Genomic DNA, 23,996 nt, shown 5'->3' with positions numbered 1-23,996 from the left:
GGGCAATTCCGCCCGTGCAACCGGAGCACGATCATGTCGCAACTTTCTTTTTCTTCCTTCGATTCCGTTCTGATGGTTCGCAGCGCGCGTGGGCGCTACCAGCCAGCTTCTGCCGATCAGATCCTCGAAGCCGCACGCCTGGTCATCGACCAGAAAATGCCGCGCGGCGAATCCTTTACATCACCGATGGCGGTAAAGGAGTATCTGGGCACCAAGCTGGCGTGCCTGGAGCATGAAGTCTTCGCAGTGCTGTTCCTTGATACGCAGCATAGGCTGATCGAGTACAGCGAACTTTTCCGGGGCACCATCGACAGTGCATCGGTGTACCCGCGTGAAGTTCTCAAGGAGGCACTGCGGCTCAATGCAGCGGCAGTCATCATTTCTCATAACCACCCGAGCGGGAATCCCGAGCCTAGCGCAGCCGATAAGTCGCTGACGAAGCGACTTCGGGAGGCGCTGGCGATGGTGGACGTGCGCGTGCTGGATCACATTGTTGTCGGTGGCACGAAAACAACGTCATTTGCGGAATGCGGCTTGATTTGAACCAGGGGGCTTCAGCCCCCTTTTTGCTGCGTCTACCTGGCAACATGGCCTATTTGAAAATTCTAGACAGTGTCTCGGAAATTCACGCAGTCAGAGTTTCATGGGTGTGGGGCGGTCTTGCTGTTCCCTTGACGCTACCACGGCGTTTTCGCCGCCAAGGGCCGGGCGCACCTTGCGCCCGTCTTCGACCCCTGACTGCTGCGCTGCACCGTGCTGGCGACGGTTCCGGGCAACTCCGCCCGTGCAACCGGAGATCGTCATGAACGACAAATCACACGTTTCCCTCGAACAGCACATTTGCCTGGTCTGGGGCACGGCGTTCGATATCGGCGCCATCCTCCAGAGCAAAGCCCTGCAAGCTATCAGAGCCGACTGTCAGCAGCGGCTACGAAGATGCCTCAGGATCTTCTGCGGATGCCGACAGGCTTCGAGCATGCCGTTGTACCAAACAGCTAACGGATACGTCGGGTTGTTAGAGACTTCCAGGTCACGCGCTGCACGCAGATCGCCAAGAAAAACAGGTGCTGAGTGGCCGACTGAACTCATGTTGTGCGCATCGCCAGGTAAGGCCTTGAACAGGTTGTAGGACCAAGCATCGTGTCGGAACGGAAGCGGGTCTTGATTATCGTCTGCCCAATCGACCAGAACGATTGGGCGATGCCTGTTACGTGCCTCAGAGAATGCCGCGTTCAGATGTAAATCGCCGAAGCCGTACCCGAGAAAGAGCAGACTATCGGCTTCATGTACTAGGCGGTTGACCTGCGCAAAGTACGTGCGGAACGGCTGCCGAAGAATCTGTTGCGTCTTGCCATACCCAGCCACGATGGGAGACATCGGATAGGTCGTACCTTCCATTGAATCCTGACTGTTGCGACCGTTCGCCTGGACTGTGTGACCCTTCGACGGCGTAGTCACCCAAGTGATGCCGTGCATATCGTGCGCAACGCCAGTCATCGCGAAATGCACCGAACCATGCAAGTGGTAAATGAAATTCCAGTCCGTCCGGGCCAAGACGGACATCGGATCGAACTTGCCTGCGGCGTCGAAGCCGGTATGAAGCCCTGACAACGCTTGGGTGAAAAGGTTGTCGTAGTTCAGTGTGATGATGCCGATCTCGAACTCGTCCTGTAGTGCAGCCAGAAACTGCCCGAGTTCGGCGATCTCAGCTGCCTTAGCTGTGCTCGCGGTAGCGCAAGCGTCGATGAAGTGATTGACCAGTTCGCTCATCAGCGTACTGGTCAGATTTCCGCAAGCTGCCCCATCGACAGCTTTCCTATCCCGTCCGAAGTGCATCACTTCGGGCAAAGAATTGGCCGTAAGCAACGCATTTGATCCGTGCAACCGATCAAGGTCTGACAGATAGGGGATCAACAAGTTGAGCTGGTACAGCACTTCCTCGAAGTTCGTCCATTTGCGCAACCCTGGCTTCGGTGCGCTAGCGTAGTACGTATTGATTGCGTCCCGACAATAGCGGTACAGGTTGGAGTTAGGGTCGTTCGCTAACGGGTGACTCTTGCTCGCACAGCCGTCGAAAAACGTGTCAACAGCACTGACGGAGGGCAGGCCGAAGTCCAGCGAAGCGCCGGCACCGACGGTTATCAATAATTTCTTCTTCATGGCAATCGCGCAGGGTAAGACAAGCGTCCATAGTACGTGCCACTTGGATTTCTCTGAAGCCTGTGCGTCCCCGGCCAAGAAACATGGCCGGTCGCGCTGTCGTGCTTCGCATCGAGCCGCCTGCGGCGTCTCGCCCCTGACGGGCTTTCATCGTTCCCTCGCTCCGCTCGGCTGACGCCTACGGCCCGGCTTCCAGCTTCGGGCCTGCGCGCTTCGCTTGCGTGCGGTTTGCACATCGCGGCGGCCGTTGCCATGTCCAGTCGTCTCTCCTGACTCCATCACCTTGCTCGCGACTGTAGCCCGTGGCCGCGTGCCATCAAGGCGCGTCAGGCCGTGTCCTCGGCTGCGCCTGCGGGCCGCACCTACCTGTCGCTTTTCTCCTTGACGGCCCACGTCCGTGGGCTCCTGACCGTCGCGGGCGATGAACTCAGGAAAGACGGTGGCAACAGGGCCAACCGGGTTCCTCGTGCCAACCGCACCGAACAGCCGAAAGGCTGGGCTCCGAATCTTGGAATCCGGTGTGCGGTTTGAACAGCAAACCCTTTTCGTCAGGAGAAAGACCATGCTTGCATCCCGTTTTGCTTCCCGCTCCCCGGTACTGCGCAGCGACTCCCCGCTGTCCGATGACCAGATTCACCGCGTGGCCCCGTCCATCTTTGCGGAAGCACCGCACGAAAGCCGCTCCCAGCGGTACGCCTATATCCCCACCGCCACGGTGCTGACCGAACTGCGCAAGGAAGGTTTTCAGCCCTTCATGGTGACGCAGACCCGCACCCGCCACGAAGACCGGCGCGACTACACCAAGCACATGATCCGGCTGCGCCATGCCAGCCAGATCAATGCCCGAGGCGAAGCCAACGAAATCATCCTGCTGAACTCGCACGATGGCACCAGCAGCTACCAGATGCTGGCCGGCATGTTTCGTTTCGTGTGCAGCAATGGGCTGGTGTGCGGGGACACCGTGGCCGATGTGCGCGTACCGCATAAGGGGGACGTGGCCGGACAAGTGATCGAGGGTGCCTATCAGGTGCTGCACGGTTTTGACCGTGCGCTGGAGTCGCGCGAATCCATGCAGGCCATCACGCTGGATGAAGGCGAAGCCGAAGTGTTCGCCCGCGCCGCCCTGTCGCTCAAGTACGACGACCCGGACAAGCCCGCACCTATCACCGAATCGCAGATCCTGATCGCGCGCCGCTTCGACGACCGCCGCCCGGACTTGTGGAGCGTGTTCAACCGCACCCAAGAGAACCTGACCAAAGGCGGATTGCATGGGCGCAGCGCCAACGGACGCCGCCAGCAGACCCGACCGGTGCAGGGCATTGATTCCGATATTCGCCTCAATCGCGCCCTGTGGCTGCTGGCTGATGGCCTGCGCCAGTTGAAAGCCTGATTTCCCTGCGCGGCAGGGGCAGGCAGCAACCCTTGCCGCGTCATTCGCTGCTGCATTCCATCATCGCAAGGAGTTTTCACCATGAACGCCATCAATCACACCGAAGCCCAAGCCGTCCACACCGCAGCCAGTGCCGCGCCTGCCGTGCTACTGGAAGCCTCCGACCTGAGCGAGAACCTGATTCTGGTGCCGCTGTCGCGGCTGGTATCGCGCCCCACGGGCCGCAACGTGCGCAAGACCCCGCGCATGTCGATTCCCGAACTCGCCGCCAGCATCCAGCGTGTCGGCCTGCTGCAAAACCTGATCGCGACCGCGACCGCTGACGGCGAGCGTTACGAAGTCGTGGCCGGAGGCCGTCGCCTTGCCGCCCTCAAGCTGCTGGCGAAGAAGCGCCGCATCAGCAGGGAATGGGAGGTGCCTTGCCTGTTGGTGGCCGATGGCACTGCCCGCACCGCCAGCCTGACTGAGAACGTGCAGCGCGAAGCCATGCACCCCGCCGACCAGTTCGAGGCATTTGCCGCGCTTGTGGCCGAAGGCCGACCCATCGAGGACATTGCCGCCGATTTCAGCGTCACGCCGCTGGTGGTACAGCGCCGCTTGAAACTCGCCAACGTGTCGCCGCGTCTACTGGCTGACTACCGGGCCGAAGCCGTGAGCCTTGACCAGTTGATGGCCCTTGCCATCACCGACGACCACACCGCACAGGAAGCTGCGTTCTACGATGCGCCAACATGGCAGCGCAGCCCGCATAACCTGCGCGACCGCCTGACCGAGCGCGAGATTGATGCCCACCGGCATCCGCTGGTGCGCTTCGTTGGGCTGGATGCTTACGAGGCCGCAGGCGGTGGCATCCGCCGCGATCTGTTCGCGGAAGCCGATAGCGGCGTGTATCTGACCGATGCCACGCTGCTGGAGCGAATGGCGCAGGACAAGCTGGCCAGCCTTGCCGCCGAGGTGAAGGCCGAAGGCTGGGCATGGGTGGATGCCACTCCCGGCACGACCCATGCCGACCTGCAAGCCTTCCAGCGCGCTCCGAGGCAGCGCCGCAGCCCGAACAAGCGCGAAGCCCAACGCATCGAGAAGCTGCAAACCAAGATGCAGGCGCTGGCCGAAGCAGTGGATACCGCCCTGGACGCCGACGACGAAGAAAAGGCCGACGCCTTGCAGGAGGAAGGCTAACACCTGGGCGCACAGTTGCAGGCGCTGGAAGATGGCTTGCAGGACTACGGGGAAGCCGTCAAGGCTGCCGCCGGTGCCATCGTCACCATCGACCGCAACGGCGAGGCCGTGATTCATCGTGGCCTGCTGCGCGAAGCCGAGGCCAAGGCACTGCGCACGTTGGAGCGGCTACGGCAGGGTTTCGGCAGCGAGGGCGAAGCCGGGAACGGCGACACCGGCGAGGAAGCCGACGACGCCCCCAAGCCCGCCGTCATGTCCGACCGGCTGGCGCAACGCTTGAGTGCCCACCGTACCGCTGCGCTGCAAATCGAAGTGGCCCGGCAACCGCAGGTGGCGCTGGCCGCACTGGTGCATGGCATGGTGCAGACCGTCTTGCACGGCAGCTACTACGGCCACGACCTGCCGCTGGTCGTGAAGCTGACCCAGCAAGATCGGCTCGAAGGCATGGCCCCGGACTGGCCAGAATCGCCCGCCGCCGTGGCACTGCGCGAACTGCAACAGGTAGCGGGTGAAGCCTTGCCGCAGGACAGCGCCGAACTGTTCGCCGCACTGCTGGCAAAGCCGCAGGATGAACTGGTGCTCCTGCTGGCCGTATGCGTGGCATCCACGGTCGATGTGGTGACGCCCCGCGCCACGCAGCACCAGCCGGGTGCCGAGCTGGCGCAGGCGGTGGGGCTGGACATGGCGGCATGGTGGCAACCCACCGCAGACGGCTATTTCCAGCATGTGCCGAAGGCCGCGATTCTGGAAGCCGTGGGCGAATTCGCACCGGAGCACGTCACCCGGCTGGCGAAGTTGAAAAAAGGCGACATTGCCAGGGAAGCCGAACGGCTGGCCGATGGCACCGGCTGGATGCCTGCCATCTTCGCCGCCGAAGCCACGCAGCAGGCCGCGCAGGAGGTGGTGACGGACGAGGCAGCCGAAGCACCGGAGGAAGCCGTCGCCGTGGCGAATAAGCAGCCGCAGGCCAAGGCACTGGCCGCGTGACCTTCCCATTTGATGAAGCAAGCGCCTTGGCTTCGGCCAAGGCGTTTTGCTGTCCGATCAGCACCGGCCCCAAGCCGTTCCGCCTTGGGGCCGGTGGTCAAAAAAACGGTCGCGGCAGTGGCCGCGCCCGGTAAGACACACACAGCCCCAAAACTGCACGCCAATACCTTCGGTCTGCCGACTTGGCGACGCCCAAGTACTTTGGACGGACTTTCGCCACAAGCCCATCGCAGAGCGAAAATATGGGTTTCAATCGGCAATTTCGCCGAAGCGTTAAGAGGATCGGTATGGTGGTTCCACAGAACAAGCAGGAATTGCTGGATGCCATTCGCAATACCTATAAGAAACTGATAGTGGATCTTGCCGAGGTGTCGACTGAGCATGACCGCATCGTGGCACTGGTCGAACAGGAACGCTATTCGTCGCTGTATGGCATGTCCTGATGTGAGAAGTGCGCCCAAGATCGGATGACCCAGCTCAATACATCATCACCTTATGCCAATGCGCGAGGGGAAGAAGGCAACGACGTCGCTTGATGCGCCATTATTTTCGTCCGCAGCTGTGGGTTTTAGTGCGCCTCGCTCCGCGCTTAACTAGCCTGCGTTTAATCAACAGGCATTGGCTCAAAAGTAGAGCTGAATTCTAACTGAAAATCCTATTGGTTTCGTCAGTCAACGCCAGAGGGTAGCAAGAAAACCAATGGCTAGCCCTATCAATGCGCTTGCTGCTATCCACCAGTTACTAATCAAGCCCGAATGCCAAACTTTGATCGCGAGAACCGCAAAGCTGACGATTCCTGTTACCCACTTGAAGCGCGTGGCAACAGCAGAAACGCGGCTAACAGTCATGTAAAGGGAAATTAATGAAGATTGAAAGAACTCCGGCAGTGATCGAAATATTTTTCCAAATCTTGTTGTCACGTAACGACTGGAGTAGAAGTTTTTTTCACCAATGCTAATTGGGTATAGAGTGGATTTAAATAACTTCATTTTGAGAGCGAGATTGACTGAATCATTAAGTCGATATCTCCAGGCTGCAGCGACTTTTTGCTCGTGGAACGAGCCTGTCATGTCCATTGGTGAATGGCAGTCAATTAAAACCTCGCAACCCATTATATGAGGAGCCTCGCTATCAAGCCGAGAATGATGATTTTTTGTTAAACCCTCGTCGGACTCTATTAAATTGATACAGCGATTTATTAGATGGCGTCTCATCCAGATCTTATATTTGTTATTTAATTTTTCCATCAAGTCTGAGATCCATTTTTTGGTGCGCAGCAGTATTATTTGCCAATTATTGAAGTAATAGACATTCAACTAAAATCATGCGCGAGTTCTCAAGGCTCGTTAGGCGCTGGCTGAGACTTCACGGCAAACTGGCTTTCGGTCTCACTCATCAGTACCGTCATGCCGCAATCAAGTGCTCGGGCAATCTTGAAGATGATCGCTAGGCTTGGCGTATGCTCGCCACGCTCGATCTTTCCCATATGGGAGCGCTCAACGTCGGCCAGGTTGGCCAGCGTTTCCTGAGCGATGCCGCGCTCCGTGCGCAGCGTACGCACGGCTGCGCCGAAGGCTTGGGCCAGCTCGGCGTCGAAGGTTGTGGAGCCGGCCGGTCGGCCACGCTGGATGGTTCGCTTCTGCATAGACAGAAGCGTCAATTAGCAGAACAATTAAAACCACGTTATATTTAACTCAATCATGCAATCTCAACTGTTTTTGTGCCTTTACTGAAATCTGCATTGGCGGCTTTCTTCAAAAGCGGAGAGCCTGATCCGTGTCTTTCCTGTCTTCTGTGCATGTGCCTTCGTGCCTCTACGTCTCTGCGGATACGTGGGATTGTGCATTGGTGCTTTCGTTGAAAGGCGTGAAAGCGCCTCTGCTGCTCCGCAAGTCCTTGGACGTACAGCCATGACTCCGCTCATCACCGCCGACGAGCGCACGCGCCTGCTGGCCAACGGCCAGGCCCGCGCTGCCGGGCAGGACACCGACCCCCTGCCCGTGGTGCGCCTGTTTACGCCAGATGCTCACGCTACCTGGCTGCTAGCCTCGCTCGACCCAGCCGATGGCGATACTGCCCACGGCCTGATCGACTTGGGGATTGGAATGCCTGCACTGGGTACGGTGAAGCTGTCTGACCTAGCCTCCATCGTCGGGCCACGCCAACAGCCCGTGATGCGGGATCGCTACTTTCAGCCGGTGCGGCGGCTGTCGGAATACCTGCGACTGGCCGAAGACAACGGCTCGATCACCGATTAAGCGCCACCGCAAAGCGAGGCGCACTGTGTCTATTTCGGTCTGGTCTGTGACCCGTTCGGTCTGAATCGGCAGTGTTGCACCGAAGCGGTGCGTGCCAGATCGAAACGGTCATGATGCCTGGCGCGGGCTGCGGCAAGCTGACCGACGCGGCATGCCATTGGAGAGCGTTGCCGCCGTCGCACTCGGACGATTTCAGCAACGCATCGGAGTTCATCGGTCTTGACACTGCCAGTTTACGCTTCACCCATGACGTTTTGACGATGGCCTCGTAGCACGCCGTTTCGCCGTGGCGACGCACCCCCAGCACAGGGAGGTTGCCGTATGGCTGATCGCAGTGCCGAGCCGTGGTATGCCACGGCGGCCTATCTCTACGCTCTGCACCTGGATGGCCCGGCGCTGGCCTGGGAGTACCTGCGCCGTCATCCAGACTATCGGCACGACTGGCTGCGCCGTCGTCGCCAACCGGATGCCGCCGGGCATTGGGGGCTGCGCCTGCTGGAAGATCCCGCCCTGGATGCGCGGGACGCGCACCCGGCCTGGTTCCCCGATCACGATGCCGTGGTGCAGCTCTACCCGGATGCCGATCCACCGCCCGATGCCCTGTGCTTTGAGTTCTGGAAGCTGCCGGGCCACAAACACCTGATCCATGACGGCAAGCGCCTGGTGCTGGTGGCGCGCTGGCCCGGCTGCTGCCTGCGCTTCGTGCTCGCACCAGGCTTGGCTGATGGCATGGCTTACGCCTATGCCATCCGAGCCTGCGCCGCGCCTTGCGAGCGCTATGCGGCCCTGGCGAGCGAATTGAACAAGATCGCCGGTGCCGCCGGTGCCGTACCTGCGGCGACCGTCCGGCCACGTCCGCCGCTGTCCGCATTGCTGGAACTGCACACGCTGCAGGCGCTGGACGCAACCCTGGCGGGTGCGTCATTGCGGGAGGTGGCCGAGGGGCTGTTTGGTGTGGATGCCGTTGCCGCCGACTGGCACGCCGACAGCGCTCTGCGCGCCCGCGTGCGGCGGCTGGTGCGCCGTGGCGATGGGCTGATGCGCGGCGGTTATCGCCGTCTGGCAAAGCTTCCGGTTGTCACTTCGCATGAGGGGGGACGTTTCGCATCCGCAGCAGAACGTCCCTGAGCAAGAGCCTCAAGTTTCTTGAGACTGCCTCTATCCGGCTGCGCTGTGTGGCCGGGCTTGATGGAGGTACTTCCCATGCGTCCTGCTCCCTTGCGGCCTGCCGCCACTGTTGTCGCTGCGCCCGCGCAGCCTCAACGCTATCTCACCAACGACGAGGCCGCCGACTACCTGCGCCTGTCGCCGCGCACGCTGGAGAAACAGCGCGTGATCGGCGGCGGGCCGAAGTTTCGCAAGTTCGGCCGGCGCGTCATGTATGCCGTATCCGACCTGGATGCCTGGGCTGATGCGCGCAGCTTCGATGCCACGTCCGACCCGGAGTATGCCGAGCGCCATGCGGGTGACTACCGTGATCGCTGCTGATAGGCGCATTGCCGGTGGCCATCCCCATGTCCAGCCCATCGCTGCCATCCCGGCCGCGACCGCCGCAAGAGCGCGAACAGCTCGATCTGTTCCGCGCCTTGCCGGGCGACATGGCACCGCGCGATGCCCAGGACTTGATGGCCTATCCGTTCTTCTCGCTGGCGAAGTCGCGGCGCACCGTGCCCATCGACTTTCGCAGTGGGAACATCACCATCCGCGTGGAGGGCACCCAGGAGCACGGCATCGCCACGATCTGGGATGCCGACATCCTGATCTGGGCTGCCAGCCAGATCGTCGAAGCCAAGGACGCGGGTTTGCCCACATCCCGGCTGATGCGTGCCACACCCTACGAGATCCTGCGTTTCATCGGGCGCGGCACAGGCTCACGCGACTACCAGCGCCTGAAAGCCGCGCTGGATCGCCTGCAATCGACCACGGTGGCCACCTCCATCCGCGAAACAACCGGGCGGCGGCTGCACCGTTTTTCCTGGATCAACGAATGGAAGGAACTGGCCGATGCCCACGGCACGCCGCTGGGCATCGAGCTGATCCTGCCGAACTGGTTCTATGCGGGCGTGCTGGATGCCGCCCTGGTGCTGACCATCGACCCGACGTATTTCCGGCTCACGGGTGGCATCGAACGCTGGCTGTACCGCCTGGTGCGCAAGCATGGCGGAAAACAGGAGTATGGCTGGCAGTTCGATTTTCGCTATCTGCACCAGAAATCCGGCAGCACCGCCAAACCCTACGATTTCGCGTGCGATCTGCGCGCATTGGCTGCGCGGCAATCGTTGCCTGGCTATGTCCTGGGAATCGAGCACATGCCGGACGATGGAACGGAGTTGCTGACTTTCCGGCCCGTGCCGCAGGCGGCACGGGGATAACTCCGGGAAAGCCTGTGAATAGTGTCGTGCTATCAGGCGTGCGGGGTATCGTGCTATCAGACGTGTCCCTATCGTGCTATCAGGCGTGCCAATCGGCCGCAAAGCCGCGCCAGTATTGGTTTTTACGGTCCTCTAACTTACCTAACTTAAATTCTCTAACGTTTAGTAGAGAAGTGCCGTTTCGGTGGACAACTGCCGAAAGTCAAAATCAGCGACAAATCCGGCACCGAAATCGAGGGCAAAACCAACCCCGTTCGGCAAGGCAAAAACAGCCCAGTCTTTCAAGCCGGAGGGCTGCGCCATGATCCTCGCCTTGCTTAATCAAAAGGGCGGTGTCGGCAAGACCACGCTTGCCACCCACATCGCAGGCGAACTGGCCTTGAGAGGCCAGCAGGTCATCCTGCTCGATGCCGATCCGCAGGGTTCGTCGCTGGACTGGACGCAGCGACGCAGCCAGCAAGACTTGCCACGGCTGTTCAGCGCCGTGGGCCTGGCCCGCGAAACGCTGCATCAGGAAGCGCCAGAACTCGCCAGGCGGGCCGATCACGTCGTCATTGATGGGCCACCCAGGATTGCCGCCTTGGCGCGCTCCGCGCTGCTGGCGGCCGAGCGCGTGCTGATCCCGGTGCAGCCCAGCCCCTATGACGTGTGGGCCAGCGCCGAGATGGTGGCGCTGATCCGCGAAGCGCAGGTGTTTCGTCCGCTGCTCCGCGCAGCCTTCGTCATCAACCGACGCGTCAGTACCACCATCATCGGCCGTGAGGCGCGGCAATCGCTGGCAGAACAGCCGCTGCCTGCGCTGCGCGCGGAGGTGCATCAGCGCATCGTGTTCGCCGACAGCGTGGCCGCTGGCCGGCTCGCACGCGAGACAGCGCCCGACAGCGCCGCCGCCCGCGAAATCACCGCCCTGGTGGACGAACTGCTGCGGTGGCCGACATGACAGCGCAGCAGCCACCCAACAGCAAACGCACGGGCAAGCGCGTTGGCATCGGCGCACGTCCGCCGGCGAATCCGCACGCCGAGGCGTGGATTCGCCAGGGCGACGCCGATGCGCTCGGCAAAGGCGACCTCTACACCGCGCGCCTGACCCTCGACATCACACCCGCCATGCGGGCGCGCATCAAGGTGTCGGCCTTCACGCAAGGCGTGACCGTGGCCGACCTGCTGCGCGTCCTGCTGGAGCGGGAATTTCCGCCGGAGAACACACCATGACTGCATCCGCTTTGCCTGCCGCGAACGCGGCACCGGCTACGCCGCTGCCTGCGCTTTCGGCACTCGCCGGACAGGCCGGCAACGTGCCGCTGACGCGCGTTTCGCTGGCCTACCTTGAACATCGGTTCAAGCTCTACCTACGCTTCGGCGAGCCCGCACGCACGCTGCGCCTGGACGACTGGCGGCGCTGCGCGGTGTTCCTGCCGGGCGCGCTGCTCTGCCGCATCCGCTGGCAGGCCAACGACTACGGCACGATCCGCTGGCAGCTCATGGTGATGCAGGCTTGCACGGCACTGGACGCGGCGCAGCGCATCCCCGGCGTGCAGCCGGGCGCGCGCCTGCTGCTGCACGCCGAAGGCGATGCCAACGTGCGCGCCGTGCTGGAACGCATCGACGCTATCGAGGCGCTGGGCATCGCCGCCATCGACGTGTCGCCCGCGTACTGGCGAACGCTGGGCAACCGTCTTGCGGCTCGCCTTGCGCTGCCCGAATACACCGCCGAGCGGCACGCCGCCTGGCTGGCCGGGAAGGTGCTGCCATGACCGCCCCGACCAGCACGGCCAGCACCGCAGGCACTGCGCTACGTCCTCGCTCGCGCCTGCGCGCTCGCATCGTCGTGGCGACACTGGCCGCCATCGGCTTCGCTGCGCTGGCCTGGGCGGCTCTCGTGTCGCCGCTGCCGCGCCTGACCTACAACCCGTCCGACAGCGTGGCGGTCGGCTGGTATCGCATCGACCCGTTCGACCCGCGCACCGTCTCGCTGCCACGTCCGTTGTCCGTGGACAGCATCGTGCTGGTGCCGCTGCCGGCCAGGGCCGCCATGCTGGCTGCACAGCGCGGCTACCTGCCGACCCGCGTGCCGCTGCTCAAACGTGTGGGCGCGGTCGCTCCGCAACACGTCTGCATCGTCGGTGGTCAGGTACGCATCGACGGCGTGCCTGCGGCAGTCGTGCTGCCCGCCGATCGGATGGGTCGGCCGCTGCCGTCCTTGCAGCTTTGCCGCCGCCTCGAACCGGGCGAGCTGTTCCTGTTGAGCGTGACCAATCCGGCATCGTTCGACAGCCGGTATTTCGGCCCGGTCAGCGCATCCGCCGTGATCGGCGTCGCGCGCCCGATCTGGCTGGAGACACGCCCATGATGGCCGCCGACTCGCTGCACGTTGCCGTGCATTTTCTCGTGCCATCGGGCGTGTCGATCCAGTGGCTTTCCGCATGTTGTCGCGCGTGCAGTGCGAGCGCATCCGCGCTGCACTTCGCGCTGCCTTCCCATGTGCAGGCGTCTTGCCTCGAACGCGCCCGGCCTATGGCCGTCGCCGCGTTCGCCGGCGCGCTGGCTGCTCGCGCAGCAGCGCCGCCGGGACGCCGGTGCCTGGAGCGACAGCGGAAGGCAAAGGCGGAAGGCAAGACAAAAGGACGCGGCACCAGGCCTCGTCGTAAGCCTGTCTGCACGTGGGGGTGGCGCGGCACGGAGCAGCTTCGCCGCCGTGCCGCGTGTGCCGCGAGGCCCGCGCCAATGCAGGCATGTCCGCGTGCTTTGCACGACCGGACACGCCAGAGCTTGCCGGGAGAACGGCGATGACCGACCGCCGCGACGACGATTTCCGCGTGCGCCCCAGCGCCCCCAAGAACCGGGGCAAGGGCCAGGGTCAGAGCTTCGTTTCCAAGGTGCTCAAGCAGGCCGGCAAAGCCAGCAGCGGCAAGTCCTCGGTGCGCCGGCCTGGCGCGACGGGTGGCACCGGCCAGCGGCCCGGCTCGCGCCTGGGGCGCGGCCACACGGCGGCGCGCTTCGCGGGCGCGAAGCTGACGCCCATGTCCCGGCGCGTGACCATCAAGACGCTGCTGGTGAATCACCAGCGGGCCAGCCCGCAGTCGCTCGCCAAGCACCTGCACTACATCGAGCGCGACGGCGTGGGCCGCGACGGCGAAGCGGGCCAAGCCTACGGGCCGCAGACCGACGTGGCCGACCTCGACGCCTTCAAGGAACGCTGCGCCGACGACCGGCACCATTTCCGCTTCATCCTCTCGCCCGAGGATGGCGCGGAGCTGGAAGACCTGCGCACCTACACGCGGCACCTCATGGGCCGCATGGAGGCCGACCTGGGCACTGGCCTCGATTGGGTGGCTGTCAACCACTGGAACACCGACAACCCGCACACGCACATCGTCGTGCGCGGGCGTGACGACACCGGCAAAGACCTCATCATCGCGGGCGACTACATCGCCGATGGCTTCCGCCATCGCGCCGCCGAGCTGGCGACCGAATGGCTGGGGCCGCGCACCGAACTGGAGATCCAGCAGACCTTGCAGCGCGAGGTGGAACAGGAGCGGTGGACCAGCCTGGATCGCACCTTGCAGCGTGAAGCCGGCGAGGATGGCCGTGTGCAGATCGAACGCTTCAACGAACCCCGGCTGCAACGCCAGCGCCTGCTGCTAATCGGTCGCCTGCAGCGCTTGCAGCGCCTGGGCCTGGCCGACGAGGTGCAGCCCGGCACTTGGGCCATCCATGCCGATGCCGAGAAGACCTTGCGCGCCCTGGGCGAGCGTGGCGACATCATCCGCACGATGCAGCGCGCCATGAGCGGACAGCCGCGCGAGCTGACAGTGTTCGAGCCGGGCGAGGATGGCCGCAGCATCATCGGCCGTGTGGCAGCGAAGGGGCTGGCTGACGAGCTGCACGACCGGGGCTATCTGGTCATCGACGGCACCGACGGCAAGGCCCACTACGTCGCGCTGAATGCCCACGACGAGCTGGCGAACTACCCCACGGGCGCGGTGGTGGAAGTGAAGGGATCGGCCGACGTGCGCGCCGCCGACAAGAACATCGCTGCGCTGGCGAGCGATGGCCTGTACCGCGCCGATCATCACCTAGCCATCGAGCAGGGCCGGGCCAAGCCGGGACGCGACCCGCAGGAAGTCGCCGCCGCCCACGTCCGGCGGCTGGAAGCCCTGCGCCGGGCCGGCATCGTGGAGCGCGTGGCCGAAGGGCTATGGAAGGTGCCGGACGACCTGGTCGAGCGAGGCCGCCAGTACGACGCACGGCGACTGGGTGGCGTAGCCGTGGAACTGAAATCGCACCTTCCCATCGAGCGGCAGGCCCGCGTGATCGGAGCGACCTGGCTGGATCAGCAGTTGATCGGCGGTGGCAAAGGGCTGGGCAACTTGGGCTTTGGTGGCGACGCCAAGCAGGCCATGCAGCAGCGCGCCGACTTCCTTGAAGAACAGGGACTGGCCGAGCGGCGCGGGCAGCGCGTGATTCTGGCGCGCAACCTGCTGGGCACGCTGCGCAACCGGGAATTGGCGCAGGCCGCCAAGGACATTGCCGCCGAAACGGGCCTGGAGCATCGGCCCGTAGAGGACGGGCAGCGGGTGGCGGGCATATACCGACGAAGCGTCATGCTGGCGAGTGGGCGCTACGCAATGCTTGATGACGGCGTGAGGTTCAGCCTAGTGCCGTGGCGGTCAGTGATTGAACAGCGGCTGGGGCAACAGCTTGCCGCAATGGTGCGCGGTGGTAGCGTGTCGTGGGAGATTGGGCGACAACGCGACCCGGCTGTCCACTGATGTGGCAAAAACAGAGCAGATGACTCGCGTCAATAAGTGAGCAGTTGCACAATCTCAGTCTCTCCCGATCTGTAGTTTCGGCGGCAATGAAAAGCGGATTCCGGGAAAAAACAAACGAATGGCCTCACGAAGTCGCCCCGCGACAAAGCTGTCCAAGCGACCTTCTCGCGTTGCCAGCCATTGCAGCGTCGCACCACCGATCAAAGCATGAAAAAGGGAAGCCACGACCTTCGGTTCGTGCGCGGTATCCAAGGGAACCCTTTCTAGTATTGCCTGCTGCACCTGCACATTGCGCTTCCGCGCAAGTTCTCTCAAGACGGGATCTTGCACCTCATGCCACGCGATTAGCAGATTCACCTCGTACGACTCGCCAGTACCGAGAGCTTCGGACAGTTCCAGCAAGAATAGCCACAGACCCTGAGCGCCCTCACTGAAGGGAAGCTTCTCCAAGAACTCGCGAGTCGTTAGAACGGATCGCTCCATGGCGTGACGCAGAAGGGTATCCCTATTCTTGAACCGTTGGATGAGCGCAGCCCGTGAAATACCTACTTCGTTTGCCACGTCGTTCAACGTGAACGCAGATGGTCCTAGGCGCTTGAGAACGGCACACGTGGCATCAAGAATGGTTTCATCGCTGTGTAGCTTGGGTCGAGCCATCTATGAACTCCTAAGCTTAATGGCGCTGCATCTTCATCGCCATATCTTACCTACTCGAATGTTATTTTGAAACGACTCGCATTGATCAGCGAGTCTCAGAGATCCCCCTGGTCGGTTTCAGAGCGCACGGCATCTGTGCAACTGATGTGAAAAAGGTGTCGTGAGCGGTACTGCCGCGACGGAAAGGCCCAGACTCCAACTACGGATGAAGGCGTCCATCCCATTGCATGCGGTGCGACCAAACAGCAGCCTTCATCTGCAAGCCTTCATTTGCACTTGCTAATTACCGACGCGTCGGTTATATTACGCCTGTTCTGATCGGAGATCAACGATGACTACAGACCTGACCGAGGAAATATTCGAGCTTGCCCGGCGTCACGGCCTTTCCCTTCACGGTGAGTTGGAGGTGAATGAGATTGGGCTGGATTTTCGTGTGCTGAAGGCGCGCGACACGCAATCAGTCTTTTGGGGATTGCGGGTTCCTAGACGCCAAGATGCCGCCGAGCGAATTGAGCGTGAGGCAAGGATTCTCTCTTGGCTGTCAAGCAATCTCCCCTTCAAGATTCCCGATTGGAGAGTTGCCTCGCCCGAACTCGTCGCCTATCCATGGATGGCGGACGATACGGCGATTGATGTCGATGCAAGCACGCACGCGATCACTTGGCACGTAGATCGAACATCCGTTACTTACGCATATACGCTAGGTGAGGCGCTCGCTTCATTGCATGGCGTTAGCCTTACGGCCGCAGAAAGTACAGGATTACCAAACCCAACTATCGACGAAGTCCGGCGTGATCTACTTCGCGATCTCGACATAGTGACGAGTTCCTTTGATGTCCAGCCGAAGTGGCGAGATCGAGTACGGGCGTGGATAGACGACGACTCCACTTGGCCTAGCTGCTGCAAGTTTATACACGGTGACCTGTATGCCGGCCATGTCCTTGTTAATAAAGACCAACAGGTCACAGGGATGATCGACTGGTCCGAAGCCGGGATTGGCGATCCGGGTTTAGATTTTGTTGGTCACCTTCAGCTTTTTGGTGACAAAGGGCTCAGCAATTTGCTTAAGCACTACGAGCGTTGCGGCGGCTACGTTTGGCCAACGTTGGTTCGCCACACGACAGAGCGGATGGCAGCGGGTCCGCTGAAATACGCGATGTTTGCTCTGAGAAGCAAAGACCCGACCCACAGCGACACTGCCGCTAAGCAGTTAGCCGCACTCTAATGTATATACGGATTCAAGCGAAGGCGCTTCCATGGTGGTGCACCATGGCGGCAATCTTCCTTTATCGATTAGGTAAAGCGATGTCGGGCGTAACAGCGCCTTGGGCCGTCCTTGAAATGGGAGGAAAAGCAAATGACCTCGGCGCCACTGCCGTCGCATTAACTGTGACAAGTGTCATTGGGTTCATTCTTGGTGGGCGGTGGACGGATCGGCAAGGTCCTCGTCAAGTGTTATGGATGTCAGGGATTAGCGGCGGCCTACTAATGACAATAGCATCGGTTGTTTCATCGCAACATGCTTACTTTGCATTCGCGGCAATAGCGTTGCTTGTCATGACGAATCTCGTAGACGCACCCATCCTGATGGCTCAAGAGAGCCGGTTGCCGGAGCTGTCACGCATGGCGCGCATTGTGATCCAGAGAACCGTTGTGGCCAAGACTGCTGCTAGTCACCTTGGTTTGGTGCTGGGGCCGGTCCTAGCGGGCGCCGTTCTTACCCATCTCTCCATGCCGGTATGCCTAGGCCTCATTGCTGGATGTCTGCTGACTGCAACGCTGGTAGCTGCACCCGTATATCCGAATGGAAAACCTCGGCGCAGCACCTCCGAAGCGGCCGATTCTGAGCAAAATTGGGGCCCGTTGTTGCGACGGCTATACAGTAATGGATCGCTCCGAACGGCAATCCTGTTCTGTGCACTTCTGGCAGGTTGTGCGGCATCTGCTAACAGCGTGGTGATTCCAGCATTGCTCCAATCTTCTGATTCAGGTGCGCTCCAGTTCGGGAGCTTAATCTCGGCCCTGGGAGCAGGCACCCTAACTGGCACCATGCTGACAGGCATGTTGTCGCGTTTTCCTTCAATTCGGGTTGCATTTGTTGCAGCTTATTCGGCACATGCAGTGATGTGGCTGGTTATCGCATCTCAACCGAGCCTCGCCGTCTCTCTGACCATAGCTTTCTTCACCGGTGTTGCTGGAAGCCTCATGCCACTAGCAATAGGCATAGAAATTTATAAGCAGGTGCCATTGGCTATGCGCGGGCGATCTTTGGGAATTTACAGTGCCATCTTGATGATTGCCGCGGTGGCTACGATCGCTATCGGCACTGCAACTGTGCAAACCATAGGAGCCATCCAAACACTACTGGCATTGGCTTTTGTCGCCACCTTTTCTGCACTGGTTTCGCTTAAATGTATCGGACATCAGCACACAAGCACTCGACTCATTGATGAACAGAATGGCAAAAATCCGCCGACTACTTGGAACAAGTCTTCCTCATGATCTACATAAATGGTCGAAGCCATATCGCGTCGCTACATTGGCAGTTCATGGTCTTGGTGTAGTGAAGCAAGCATGGAGCTACGACACCTTCGCTACTTCCTGGCCGTGGCTGAAGAACTCCACTTCGCTCGTGCGGCCGAGCGACTGCACATCGAGCAATCGCCGCTGTCGCGTGCCATCAAGGAACTGGAGGAAGAACTGGGCGTGGTGCTGTTTGCACGCACCACGCGCAGCACGCGCTTAACCCGGGCTGGTGCATTGTTCCTGGAGCACGTACGCCGCGTGTTCGCGGCGTTGCAGCAGGCGCGCGATAGTGTCCGTGCGGCCGCTCAAGGTTTTGATGGGCAATTGCGCGTGGCCTTGTCGGATGGCATCACGCCGTCGCGCCTGCCGGCTCTGTTGGCGCTATGCCGCCAGGAGGAACCCGAAGTCGAAATCCGCCTGACCGAAGTGCCGCTGTCGCAGCAGATCAAAGGGCTGCACGATGATCTGTATGACGTGGGCTTTGCCCGTTCCGATGAAGCCGGCGATGGCATAGTTGCCTTGCCTGTCTGGAACGATCCGCTGATGGTGGCTGTTCCCGCGCGCCATCCCTTGCTGGCCCACAAGCGCATCCCGCTGGAAGAAGTGCTGCGCTATCCGCTGGTGCTGTGCGACCCGGTTGCGTGTGAGGGCCATGCGAGACAGGTGGATCGCGTGCTGCGCCGTGCGGACATGGAACCGCTGGTGGCCGAACGAGTGGCGACCTGCGACCTGATGATGGTGCTGGTGTCGGCCGGCTTCGCCCTCGGCTTGACCGGTGCCGCGCACATCGCGGCCAGCCGCGAACAGGGCGTGGTTGCGCGGCCACTTACGGGCCGCTCGCCGCTACTCACGACCTATCTACTGCGCTTGAACACCGAGCCATCGGGAACGCTGGCCCGCTTTATGGAGCGCGTGCAGGCTATCGACTCACCCGAGGCCAACAATCCAACGCCGAATGACGACCACGATTCCCTGGAGGAACCCGAACCATGAAGAAAGCCATTGCGCTCTTATTGGCTGCGGTGCTGACAGGCTGCGGCCCGAAGGATGCGCCAGAGAAGAAAGACGTGCCGAGCGTTGAAGAACTGGCGTCCAATCCCGTGCGTCTCAAGGAACTGCGCCAGCAGTGCAAAACGGATCGCGCCACACTGGGCGACGAGCTGTGCAACCGGGTGGCCGAAGCCACGCGCAAGCGGTTCTATGGCGGCGGCAATACGCCCTACACGCCGCCGGAGAATCCGCCCAAGTTCTGATCGCAGGCGATTCGCCACGAACCCTTAAGTTTTTCGCTCGACACGCCGCAATGCGCCTTCGCTTGCGGCGTTTCTCATTGGCGCGATGCAGACCCAATTCTTTCCAATTACTCGACCTTTCTCCCGATAACGGTCTTTGACCGGCACCGACCCGGCACTGATCCTCACGTCATGCGGCACGTCCTTGTGCCGTTCTCGACCGAGGAATCAGTGCAGGGAAATTGGAGGCCAGTCTATGCAAGGTCAAGGCGTGTTGTTCGGGCAGATCGCCGTCGTGTTCGGAATCGTGATCGCCGGCGTGTGGGGTGCCACGCAATGGACAGCCGCCGCATTGGGTTACCAGCTACGCCTTGGCTCGCCGTGGTTCGACTTCTTCGGCACGCCGGTCTATCACCCCTGGCGGCTGTTCGAGTGGTGGTTCTTCTTCGACGCCTACGCCCCGCAGGTGTTCGACACTGGCGGCATGATCGCGGCGGGCAGCGGCCTGCTGGCAGTGGTGGTTGCCATCGCCATGTCGGTGTGGCGCTCGCGCCAGGCACGCAAGGTGACGACCTACGGTTCGGCGCGCTGGGCCGATGCTGCCGACATTCGCAAGGCTGGGCTGACACAGGCCGCTGGTGTCTTTCTCGGCCAGCATGATGGCCACTACCTGCGCCATGAAGGCCCGGAACACGTCCTGACTTTCGCTCCCACTCGCTCGGGCAAGGGTGTCGGCTTGGTTGTCCCGACATTGTTGTCCTGGCCGGCTTCGGCCGTCATCCATGACATCAAGGGCGAGAACTGGCAGATCACCGCAGGCTGGCGCAGCCGGTTCAGCCACTGCCTGCTGTTCAACCCAACCGATTCGAAGTCGGCAGCCTACAACCCGCTGCTGGAAGTCCGGCGCGGCGCGCATGAGGTGCGCGACGTGCAGAACATCGCGGACATTCTGGTCGATCCCGAAGGTGCGCTGGAGAAGCGCAACCACTGGGAGAAGACTTCGCACGCGCTGCTGGTCGGGGCCATCTTGCATGTGCTGTACGCGGGCGAGGACAAGACCCTGCGCGGCGTCGCCAACTTCCTTTCCGATCCGGCCAGCCCGTTCGAGCTGACCTTGCACAGGATGATGACGACGAAGCACCTGGGCGATGCACCGCACCCGGTTGTCGCGTCCGCTGCGCGCGAAGTGCTGAACAAGTCGGACAACGAACGCTCGGGCGTGTTGAGCACCGCCATGTCGTTCCTCGGCCTGTACCGCGACCCCACCGTGGCGGAAGTGACTTCGCGCTGCGACTGGCGCATCGCCGACCTGATCGCATCCGAGCATCCGGTGTCCCTCTATCTGGTAGTGCCGCCCTCGGACATATCGCGCACCAAACCACTGATCCGGCTGATCCTCAACCAGATCGGCCGGCGGCTCACCGAATCGCTCGACGGCAGCGACGGCATCGAGCGCCGCCACAAGCTGCTGCTGATGCTCGACGAGTTCCCGGCGCTGGGCCGCCTGGACTTCTTCGAGACGGCGCTCGCCTTCATGGCCGGCTACGGCATCCGCAGCTTTCTCATCGCACAGTCGCTCAACCAGATCGACAAAGCCTACGGCCAGAACCATTCGATTCTGGATAACTGCCATGTCCGCGTGACGTTCGCCACCAACGACGAACGCACCGCCAAACGCATTTCCGAAACCTTGGGCACCGCCACCGAACTGCGCGCCCAGCGCAACTATGCCGGGCACAGATTGGCCCCTTGGCTGGGGCACCTGATGGTGTCGCGGCAGGAGACGGCACGGCCGCTGCTGACGCCGGGCGAAGTGATGCAGCTTCCGACCGACGAAGCCGTGGTGATGGTGTCCAGCGTGGCACCGATCAAGGCCAAGAAGCTGCGCTACTACGCCGACGCGAATTTCAAGAACCGCGTTTTGCCGCCGCCCGCGCTCGCGGCCGGGCAGTACGCCGACGCACCACCGGCCCGGCCCGACGACTGGAGCGGCCTGGCGATCCCCGCTGAACCAGCGGCCCCGGCTGCGAGCTTGTCCAGCGATGGAGCAGGCACCGCCGATGACGGCGGCCCGCGCCGCCAGCCGGAGCTATCCGAAGTCGTGGAATACAGCCCCGAACCGCAGCCCGCCGGCAACGACCTGGCGCTGCTCGATGACGACGACGACCTGCCGCTGCCAGGTCTTGCCTCTCTCCCCGGCCAGCTCGACCCGGCCATGCAGCGCACGGCCCGGCTCGCATCGCTGAATCCCAACGACGGAATCGACCTATGAGCCAGTACCGCCTCAACCTGTTCATCCAGCCCGAACATGCCAAGCGCCTAGACGAACTGGCCGCCAAGAAAGGCGTCTCGAAGTCCAGCATCGTGGCCGCCGCCTTGGCGTCCTGGCTGTCGCCGGATGCCGGCGACCAGCGCGAGGCGGCGATTGCCAAGCGCCTTGATCGCCTGTCGCGGCAGGCCGAGCGCCTGGAACGCGACCAGAACGTCGAAATCGAAACGCTGGCGCTGTTCATCCGCTACTTCCTGACCGTCAGCACGCCGATTCCCGAAGCCCATCAGGACGCGGCCCGTGCGCAGGGCAAGGCGCGCTTCGAGCAGTTCGTGGAACAGCTTGGCCGCCACCTGCTGCGCGGCCGCAGCCTGGTGCGCGACGTAGTGGAGGAACTACACCCCGACCCGGTGCGAATGGATGACGCGGCGGCGCTGGCTGAAGCCCAAGAACGTACTGCGGAGCGTGCCTCATGAGCGCCGTTCCGCAAACCCCGCCCGAACGCTCATCCGCTGCGGCTTCGCTGGATCGCCGTATCCAGATGCTGCGCACGGCAATGGGGCCGGTCATCGCCGCCGCGCTGGCCGACCCTGACGTGGTGGAAATCATGCTCAACCCCGACCGCACCCTATGGGTGGATCGGCTGTCGTCGGGCCGCACGCCGCTGGGCGTGGAACTGTCCGAAGACGATGGCGAACGCATCATCCGACTGGTGGCCGCGCACGTCGGCGCGGAAGTGCATCGCGGCCGACCGTTGCTGACCGCCGAGCTGCCCGAAACCGGCGAGCGGTTCGAGGGCATCTTGCCACCGGCTGCGCCTGGCCCGGCCTTCGCGCTGCGCAAGCGCGCCGTGAGCATCATCGGCCTGGATCGCTACGTCGCCGATGGCATCCTGACCACAGGCCAAGCGGACTTCCTGCGCTGCGCCGTGCGCGAGCGCCAGAACATCCTAATCGCCGGGGCGACGAGCAGCGGCAAGACCACGCTGGCGAACGCGCTGCTGGCCGAGATCGCCGCCACGGGCGACCGCGTGCTGGTGCTCGAAGACACCATCGAGCTGCAATGTGCAGCCCGTGACCATGTGCCGTTGCGGACACGCGCGGGCGTCGTGTCCATGACCGAGCTGGTGCGCGCCACGATGCGCCTGCGCCCCGACCGCGTGATCGTCGGCGAAGTGCGCGGCGGCGAAGCCCTGGACTTGGTGAAGGTGTGGGGCACGGGCCACCCCGGCGGCATCGCCACGATCCATGCCGGCTCCGCGCTGGGCGCGCTGCTGCGCATGGAGCAACTGATTCTCGAAGTGGCGGTGAACCCGCCGCGTGCGCTGATCGCCGAGGCGGTCAACGTGGTGATCCACATCGCCGGACGCGGCCGCAAGCGCCGCGTCGAGAGCATCGCCCGTGTCGTTGGCTTCGATGGCGCGGGCTACCGCCTGGCGGACGCGCTGGAAACGCCGTTTCCCGAGCTGACGCCGGTTCCTCTCGCAGCCGATGCCGCTGCGCCTTCCCCGTCCCTTGACCAACCTGGAGAACTGCCATGACGCACGCCCATGCTTTCCGTCTTTCCGTAAATCCGCTTTCCCACCTGTCCAGCCTCGCGCGGCTGCGCAGCCTGGCCCGCCCGGCGGGGCAAGGACTGCTGCTGGCCGCGCTGCTGCTGTTCCTGGCCGGAACGGCGCAGGCCGCCGGTTCCTCGATGCCGTGGGAAGGCCCGCTGCAATCCATTCTGGAGTCGATCCAGGGGCCGGTGGCGCGCATCGTCGCGGTCATCATCATCATCGCCACTGGCTTGGCGCTCGCCTTCGGTGACACGTCGGGCGGATTCCGCAAGCTGATCCAGATCGTGTTCGGCCTGTCTATCGCGTTCGCGGCTTCGAGCTTCTTCCTGTCGTTCTTCAGCTTCTCCGGCGGGGCGGTCGTATGAGCGGGCCGGATAGCTTCGCGGCCGGCTTCGAGGTGCCGCTGCATCGCTCGCTGACCGAGCCGCTTTTGATGGGCGGCGCGCCGCGTACCGTGGCGATTGCCAACGGCACGCTGGCCGCCGCCGTCGGGCTGGGCCTTCAACTCTGGATTCCCGGTGTCGTGCTCTGGATCGTCGGCCATTCGCTGGCCGTGTGGGGCGCGCGCGTGGATCCGCAGTTCATGCAGGTCTTCGCCCGGCACATCAAGCACAAGCCGCTGCTGGACGTGTGAGG

General features: G+C 62.5%; 26 protein-coding genes and 2 pseudogenes. 23 read left to right on the top strand and 5 right to left on the bottom strand.

Annotated elements, in window-relative coordinates; all coding sequences use genetic code 11:
* Nucleotides 1-33: 33 nt before the first annotated feature.
* Entirely contained in the window at nucleotides 34-543 is a 510-nt protein-coding gene (gene radC / locus N5D45_RS12900; RefSeq protein WP_096989814.1) for a DNA repair protein RadC, read from the top strand.
* Nucleotides 544-802: 259 nt separating this feature from the next.
* A pseudogene (locus N5D45_RS12895) lies at nucleotides 803-904 on the top strand (ATPase); the annotation flags it as partial.
* A gap of 14 nt (nucleotides 905-918) precedes the next feature.
* Here N5D45_RS12895 and N5D45_RS12890 read toward each other — a convergent pair.
* Complete coding sequence (locus N5D45_RS12890; RefSeq protein WP_096989813.1) at nucleotides 919-2,160, bottom strand: SIR2 family protein; 1,242 nt, start codon at nucleotides 2,158-2,160, stop codon at nucleotides 919-921.
* Between the two features lie 562 nt (nucleotides 2,161-2,722).
* Here N5D45_RS12890 and N5D45_RS12885 point away from each other — a divergent pair.
* The 3 genes and pseudogenes from N5D45_RS12885 to N5D45_RS12875 all read left to right on the top strand — a co-directional run bounded on the left by N5D45_RS12885 (nucleotide 2,723) and on the right by N5D45_RS12875 (nucleotide 6,159).
* Complete coding sequence (locus N5D45_RS12885) at nucleotides 2,723-3,550, top strand: DUF932 domain-containing protein (RefSeq protein WP_279939067.1); 828 nt, start codon at nucleotides 2,723-2,725, stop codon at nucleotides 3,548-3,550.
* A gap of 81 nt (nucleotides 3,551-3,631) precedes the next feature.
* Nucleotides 3,632-5,716, top strand: a pseudogene (locus N5D45_RS12880) (ParB/RepB/Spo0J family partition protein).
* Between the two features lie 287 nt (nucleotides 5,717-6,003).
* Nucleotides 6,004-6,159, top strand: a complete 156-nt coding sequence (locus N5D45_RS12875) for a hypothetical protein (protein WP_201794001.1) — start codon at nucleotides 6,004-6,006, stop codon at nucleotides 6,157-6,159.
* Between the two features lie 228 nt (nucleotides 6,160-6,387).
* Here N5D45_RS12875 and N5D45_RS12870 read toward each other — a convergent pair whose 3' ends face one another.
* Both N5D45_RS12870 and N5D45_RS12865 read right to left on the bottom strand, forming a co-directional pair.
* Nucleotides 6,388-7,032 (bottom strand): hypothetical protein, encoded by a 645-nt coding sequence (locus N5D45_RS12870; RefSeq protein ID WP_279939049.1) that lies wholly within the window; start codon nucleotides 7,030-7,032, stop codon nucleotides 6,388-6,390.
* Between the two features lie 20 nt (nucleotides 7,033-7,052).
* Nucleotides 7,053-7,361: a helix-turn-helix transcriptional regulator gene (locus tag N5D45_RS12865; protein ID WP_096989809.1), complete on the bottom strand. Its 309-nt coding sequence runs from the start codon at nucleotides 7,359-7,361 to the stop codon at nucleotides 7,053-7,055.
* 265 nt (nucleotides 7,362-7,626) lie between these two features.
* Between N5D45_RS12865 and N5D45_RS12860 the strand changes: the two genes are divergently transcribed.
* The 4 genes from N5D45_RS12860 to N5D45_RS12845 all read left to right on the top strand — a co-directional run bounded on the left by N5D45_RS12860 (nucleotide 7,627) and on the right by N5D45_RS12845 (nucleotide 10,346).
* Nucleotides 7,627-7,974 carry a DUF2958 domain-containing protein gene (locus N5D45_RS12860; protein WP_096989815.1) on the top strand — a complete coding sequence of 116 codons (348 nt, stop codon included), beginning with the start codon at nucleotides 7,627-7,629 and terminating at the stop codon, nucleotides 7,972-7,974.
* Between the two features lie 321 nt (nucleotides 7,975-8,295).
* The gene (locus N5D45_RS12855; protein ID WP_096989808.1) at nucleotides 8,296-9,102 is read left to right on the top strand and encodes a DUF2285 domain-containing protein; all 807 of its coding nucleotides are present in this window, start codon (nucleotides 8,296-8,298) and stop codon (nucleotides 9,100-9,102) included.
* A 75-nt stretch (nucleotides 9,103-9,177) separates the two neighbouring features.
* On the top strand, nucleotides 9,178-9,462 hold the full coding sequence (locus tag N5D45_RS12850) for a helix-turn-helix domain-containing protein (RefSeq protein WP_096989807.1): 285 nt from the start codon (nucleotides 9,178-9,180) through the stop codon (nucleotides 9,460-9,462).
* Between the two features lie 26 nt (nucleotides 9,463-9,488).
* Nucleotides 9,489-10,346 (top strand): replication initiator protein A, encoded by an 858-nt coding sequence (locus N5D45_RS12845; protein WP_096989806.1) that lies wholly within the window; start codon nucleotides 9,489-9,491, stop codon nucleotides 10,344-10,346.
* 162 nt (nucleotides 10,347-10,508) lie between these two features.
* Here the strand turns inward: N5D45_RS12845 and N5D45_RS12840 are convergent, their stop codons facing one another.
* Entirely contained in the window at nucleotides 10,509-10,649 is a 141-nt protein-coding gene (locus tag N5D45_RS12840; RefSeq protein WP_157915986.1) for a hypothetical protein, read from the bottom strand.
* Between N5D45_RS12840 and parA the strand changes: the two genes are divergently transcribed.
* The 5 genes from parA to N5D45_RS12815 all read left to right on the top strand — a co-directional run bounded on the left by parA (nucleotide 10,648) and on the right by N5D45_RS12815 (nucleotide 15,118).
* Entirely contained in the window at nucleotides 10,648-11,286 is a 639-nt protein-coding gene (gene parA / locus N5D45_RS12835) for a ParA family partition ATPase (RefSeq protein ID WP_096989804.1), read from the top strand. The two genes, N5D45_RS12840 and parA, sit on opposite strands and share 2 nt — an antisense overlap.
* Nucleotides 11,283-11,558, top strand: a complete 276-nt coding sequence (locus tag N5D45_RS12830; RefSeq protein WP_096989803.1) for a chromosome partitioning protein ParB — start codon at nucleotides 11,283-11,285, stop codon at nucleotides 11,556-11,558. The genes parA and N5D45_RS12830 overlap by 4 nt, the downstream gene beginning before the upstream one ends.
* Nucleotides 11,555-12,100 (top strand): DUF2840 domain-containing protein, encoded by a 546-nt coding sequence (locus tag N5D45_RS12825; protein WP_096989802.1) that lies wholly within the window; start codon nucleotides 11,555-11,557, stop codon nucleotides 12,098-12,100. The genes N5D45_RS12830 and N5D45_RS12825 overlap by 4 nt, the downstream gene beginning before the upstream one ends.
* Nucleotides 12,097-12,696 (top strand): S26 family signal peptidase, encoded by a 600-nt coding sequence (locus N5D45_RS12820; protein WP_096989801.1) that lies wholly within the window; start codon nucleotides 12,097-12,099, stop codon nucleotides 12,694-12,696. Before N5D45_RS12825 ends, N5D45_RS12820 begins: the two co-directional genes overlap by 4 nt.
* Before the next feature lie 436 nt (nucleotides 12,697-13,132).
* Nucleotides 13,133-15,118, top strand: coding sequence for a relaxase/mobilization nuclease and DUF3363 domain-containing protein (locus tag N5D45_RS12815; RefSeq protein WP_041366531.1), 1,986 nt, complete (start codon nucleotides 13,133-13,135; stop codon nucleotides 15,116-15,118).
* A 54-nt stretch (nucleotides 15,119-15,172) separates the two neighbouring features.
* Here N5D45_RS12815 and N5D45_RS12810 read toward each other — a convergent pair whose 3' ends face one another.
* A complete protein-coding gene (locus N5D45_RS12810; protein ID WP_041366533.1) occupies nucleotides 15,173-15,775 on the bottom strand; it encodes a TetR/AcrR family transcriptional regulator in 603 nt (200 codons plus the stop codon).
* Between the two features lie 331 nt (nucleotides 15,776-16,106).
* Between N5D45_RS12810 and N5D45_RS12805 the strand changes: the two genes are divergently transcribed.
* The 9 genes from N5D45_RS12805 (at nucleotide 16,107) to N5D45_RS12765 (ending at nucleotide 23,994) form a co-directional block, all read left to right on the top strand.
* Nucleotides 16,107-17,000 carry a macrolide 2'-phosphotransferase gene (locus tag N5D45_RS12805; RefSeq protein WP_014703546.1) on the top strand — a complete coding sequence of 298 codons (894 nt, stop codon included), beginning with the start codon at nucleotides 16,107-16,109 and terminating at the stop codon, nucleotides 16,998-17,000.
* 44 nt (nucleotides 17,001-17,044) lie between these two features.
* On the top strand, nucleotides 17,045-18,277 hold the full coding sequence (locus N5D45_RS12800; RefSeq protein WP_157915985.1) for an MFS transporter: 1,233 nt from the start codon (nucleotides 17,045-17,047) through the stop codon (nucleotides 18,275-18,277).
* Nucleotides 18,278-18,349: 72 nt separating this feature from the next.
* Entirely contained in the window at nucleotides 18,350-19,294 is a 945-nt protein-coding gene (locus N5D45_RS12795; protein ID WP_041366910.1) for a LysR family transcriptional regulator, read from the top strand.
* Nucleotides 19,291-19,554, top strand: a complete 264-nt coding sequence (gene trbK / locus N5D45_RS12790) for an entry exclusion lipoprotein TrbK (RefSeq protein WP_014703549.1) — start codon at nucleotides 19,291-19,293, stop codon at nucleotides 19,552-19,554. The genes N5D45_RS12795 and trbK overlap by 4 nt, the downstream gene beginning before the upstream one ends.
* A gap of 235 nt (nucleotides 19,555-19,789) precedes the next feature.
* The gene (locus tag N5D45_RS12785) at nucleotides 19,790-21,805 is read left to right on the top strand and encodes a conjugal transfer protein TraG (protein WP_014703550.1); all 2,016 of its coding nucleotides are present in this window, start codon (nucleotides 19,790-19,792) and stop codon (nucleotides 21,803-21,805) included.
* Complete coding sequence (locus N5D45_RS12780; protein WP_014703551.1) at nucleotides 21,802-22,278, top strand: ribbon-helix-helix protein, CopG family; 477 nt, start codon at nucleotides 21,802-21,804, stop codon at nucleotides 22,276-22,278. The genes N5D45_RS12785 and N5D45_RS12780 overlap by 4 nt, the downstream gene beginning before the upstream one ends.
* Entirely contained in the window at nucleotides 22,275-23,342 is a 1,068-nt protein-coding gene (gene trbB, locus N5D45_RS12775) for a P-type conjugative transfer ATPase TrbB (protein ID WP_014703552.1), read from the top strand. The genes N5D45_RS12780 and trbB overlap by 4 nt, the downstream gene beginning before the upstream one ends.
* Complete coding sequence (locus N5D45_RS12770; protein ID WP_022995779.1) at nucleotides 23,339-23,725, top strand: TrbC/VirB2 family protein; 387 nt, start codon at nucleotides 23,339-23,341, stop codon at nucleotides 23,723-23,725. Before trbB ends, N5D45_RS12770 begins: the two co-directional genes overlap by 4 nt.
* Nucleotides 23,722-23,994 (top strand): VirB3 family type IV secretion system protein, encoded by a 273-nt coding sequence (locus N5D45_RS12765; RefSeq protein WP_004883097.1) that lies wholly within the window; start codon nucleotides 23,722-23,724, stop codon nucleotides 23,992-23,994. Before N5D45_RS12770 ends, N5D45_RS12765 begins: the two co-directional genes overlap by 4 nt.
* The last annotated feature ends 2 nt before the right edge of the window (nucleotides 23,995-23,996 follow it).

Origin of the sequence: Stenotrophomonas sp. GD03819 (assembly GCF_029841665.1) — a bacterium.
Classification (GTDB): Bacteria; Pseudomonadota; Gammaproteobacteria; order Xanthomonadales; family Xanthomonadaceae; genus Stenotrophomonas; species Stenotrophomonas geniculata.
Note: the sequence above shows the minus strand (reverse complement) of the source record. Positions and strands in the feature narration are given on the sequence as shown.

What these genes read in the sequence shown, in the direction of transcription:
- radC (WP_096989814.1), top strand. Translation starts at nt 34, where the DNA reads ATGTCGCAACTTTCTTTTTCTTCCTTCGATTCCGTTCTGATGGTTCGC.
- N5D45_RS12890 (WP_096989813.1), bottom strand. Translation starts at nt 2,160, where the DNA reads ATGAAGAAGAAATTATTGATAACCGTCGGTGCCGGCGCTTCGCTGGAC.
- N5D45_RS12885 (WP_279939067.1), top strand. Translation starts at nt 2,723, where the DNA reads ATGCTTGCATCCCGTTTTGCTTCCCGCTCCCCGGTACTGCGCAGCGAC.
- N5D45_RS12875 (WP_201794001.1), top strand. Translation starts at nt 6,004, where the DNA reads ATGGTGGTTCCACAGAACAAGCAGGAATTGCTGGATGCCATTCGCAAT.
- N5D45_RS12865 (WP_096989809.1), bottom strand. Translation starts at nt 7,361, where the DNA reads ATGCAGAAGCGAACCATCCAGCGTGGCCGACCGGCCGGCTCCACAACC.
- N5D45_RS12860 (WP_096989815.1), top strand. Translation starts at nt 7,627, where the DNA reads ATGACTCCGCTCATCACCGCCGACGAGCGCACGCGCCTGCTGGCCAAC.
- N5D45_RS12855 (WP_096989808.1), top strand. Translation starts at nt 8,296, where the DNA reads ATGGCTGATCGCAGTGCCGAGCCGTGGTATGCCACGGCGGCCTATCTC.
- N5D45_RS12850 (WP_096989807.1), top strand. Translation starts at nt 9,178, where the DNA reads ATGCGTCCTGCTCCCTTGCGGCCTGCCGCCACTGTTGTCGCTGCGCCC.
- N5D45_RS12845 (WP_096989806.1), top strand. Translation starts at nt 9,489, where the DNA reads ATGTCCAGCCCATCGCTGCCATCCCGGCCGCGACCGCCGCAAGAGCGC.
- parA (WP_096989804.1), top strand. Translation starts at nt 10,648, where the DNA reads ATGATCCTCGCCTTGCTTAATCAAAAGGGCGGTGTCGGCAAGACCACG.
- N5D45_RS12840 (WP_157915986.1), bottom strand. Translation starts at nt 10,649, where the DNA reads ATGGCGCAGCCCTCCGGCTTGAAAGACTGGGCTGTTTTTGCCTTGCCG.
- N5D45_RS12830 (WP_096989803.1), top strand. Translation starts at nt 11,283, where the DNA reads ATGACAGCGCAGCAGCCACCCAACAGCAAACGCACGGGCAAGCGCGTT.
- N5D45_RS12825 (WP_096989802.1), top strand. Translation starts at nt 11,555, where the DNA reads ATGACTGCATCCGCTTTGCCTGCCGCGAACGCGGCACCGGCTACGCCG.
- N5D45_RS12820 (WP_096989801.1), top strand. Translation starts at nt 12,097, where the DNA reads ATGACCGCCCCGACCAGCACGGCCAGCACCGCAGGCACTGCGCTACGT.
- N5D45_RS12815 (WP_041366531.1), top strand. Translation starts at nt 13,133, where the DNA reads ATGACCGACCGCCGCGACGACGATTTCCGCGTGCGCCCCAGCGCCCCC.
- N5D45_RS12810 (WP_041366533.1), bottom strand. Translation starts at nt 15,775, where the DNA reads ATGGCTCGACCCAAGCTACACAGCGATGAAACCATTCTTGATGCCACG.
- N5D45_RS12805 (WP_014703546.1), top strand. Translation starts at nt 16,107, where the DNA reads ATGACTACAGACCTGACCGAGGAAATATTCGAGCTTGCCCGGCGTCAC.
- N5D45_RS12800 (WP_157915985.1), top strand. Translation starts at nt 17,045, where the DNA reads ATGGCGGCAATCTTCCTTTATCGATTAGGTAAAGCGATGTCGGGCGTA.
- N5D45_RS12795 (WP_041366910.1), top strand. Translation starts at nt 18,350, where the DNA reads ATGGAGCTACGACACCTTCGCTACTTCCTGGCCGTGGCTGAAGAACTC.
- trbK (WP_014703549.1), top strand. Translation starts at nt 19,291, where the DNA reads ATGAAGAAAGCCATTGCGCTCTTATTGGCTGCGGTGCTGACAGGCTGC.
- N5D45_RS12785 (WP_014703550.1), top strand. Translation starts at nt 19,790, where the DNA reads ATGCAAGGTCAAGGCGTGTTGTTCGGGCAGATCGCCGTCGTGTTCGGA.
- N5D45_RS12780 (WP_014703551.1), top strand. Translation starts at nt 21,802, where the DNA reads ATGAGCCAGTACCGCCTCAACCTGTTCATCCAGCCCGAACATGCCAAG.
- trbB (WP_014703552.1), top strand. Translation starts at nt 22,275, where the DNA reads ATGAGCGCCGTTCCGCAAACCCCGCCCGAACGCTCATCCGCTGCGGCT.
- N5D45_RS12770 (WP_022995779.1), top strand. Translation starts at nt 23,339, where the DNA reads ATGACGCACGCCCATGCTTTCCGTCTTTCCGTAAATCCGCTTTCCCAC.
- N5D45_RS12765 (WP_004883097.1), top strand. Translation starts at nt 23,722, where the DNA reads ATGAGCGGGCCGGATAGCTTCGCGGCCGGCTTCGAGGTGCCGCTGCAT.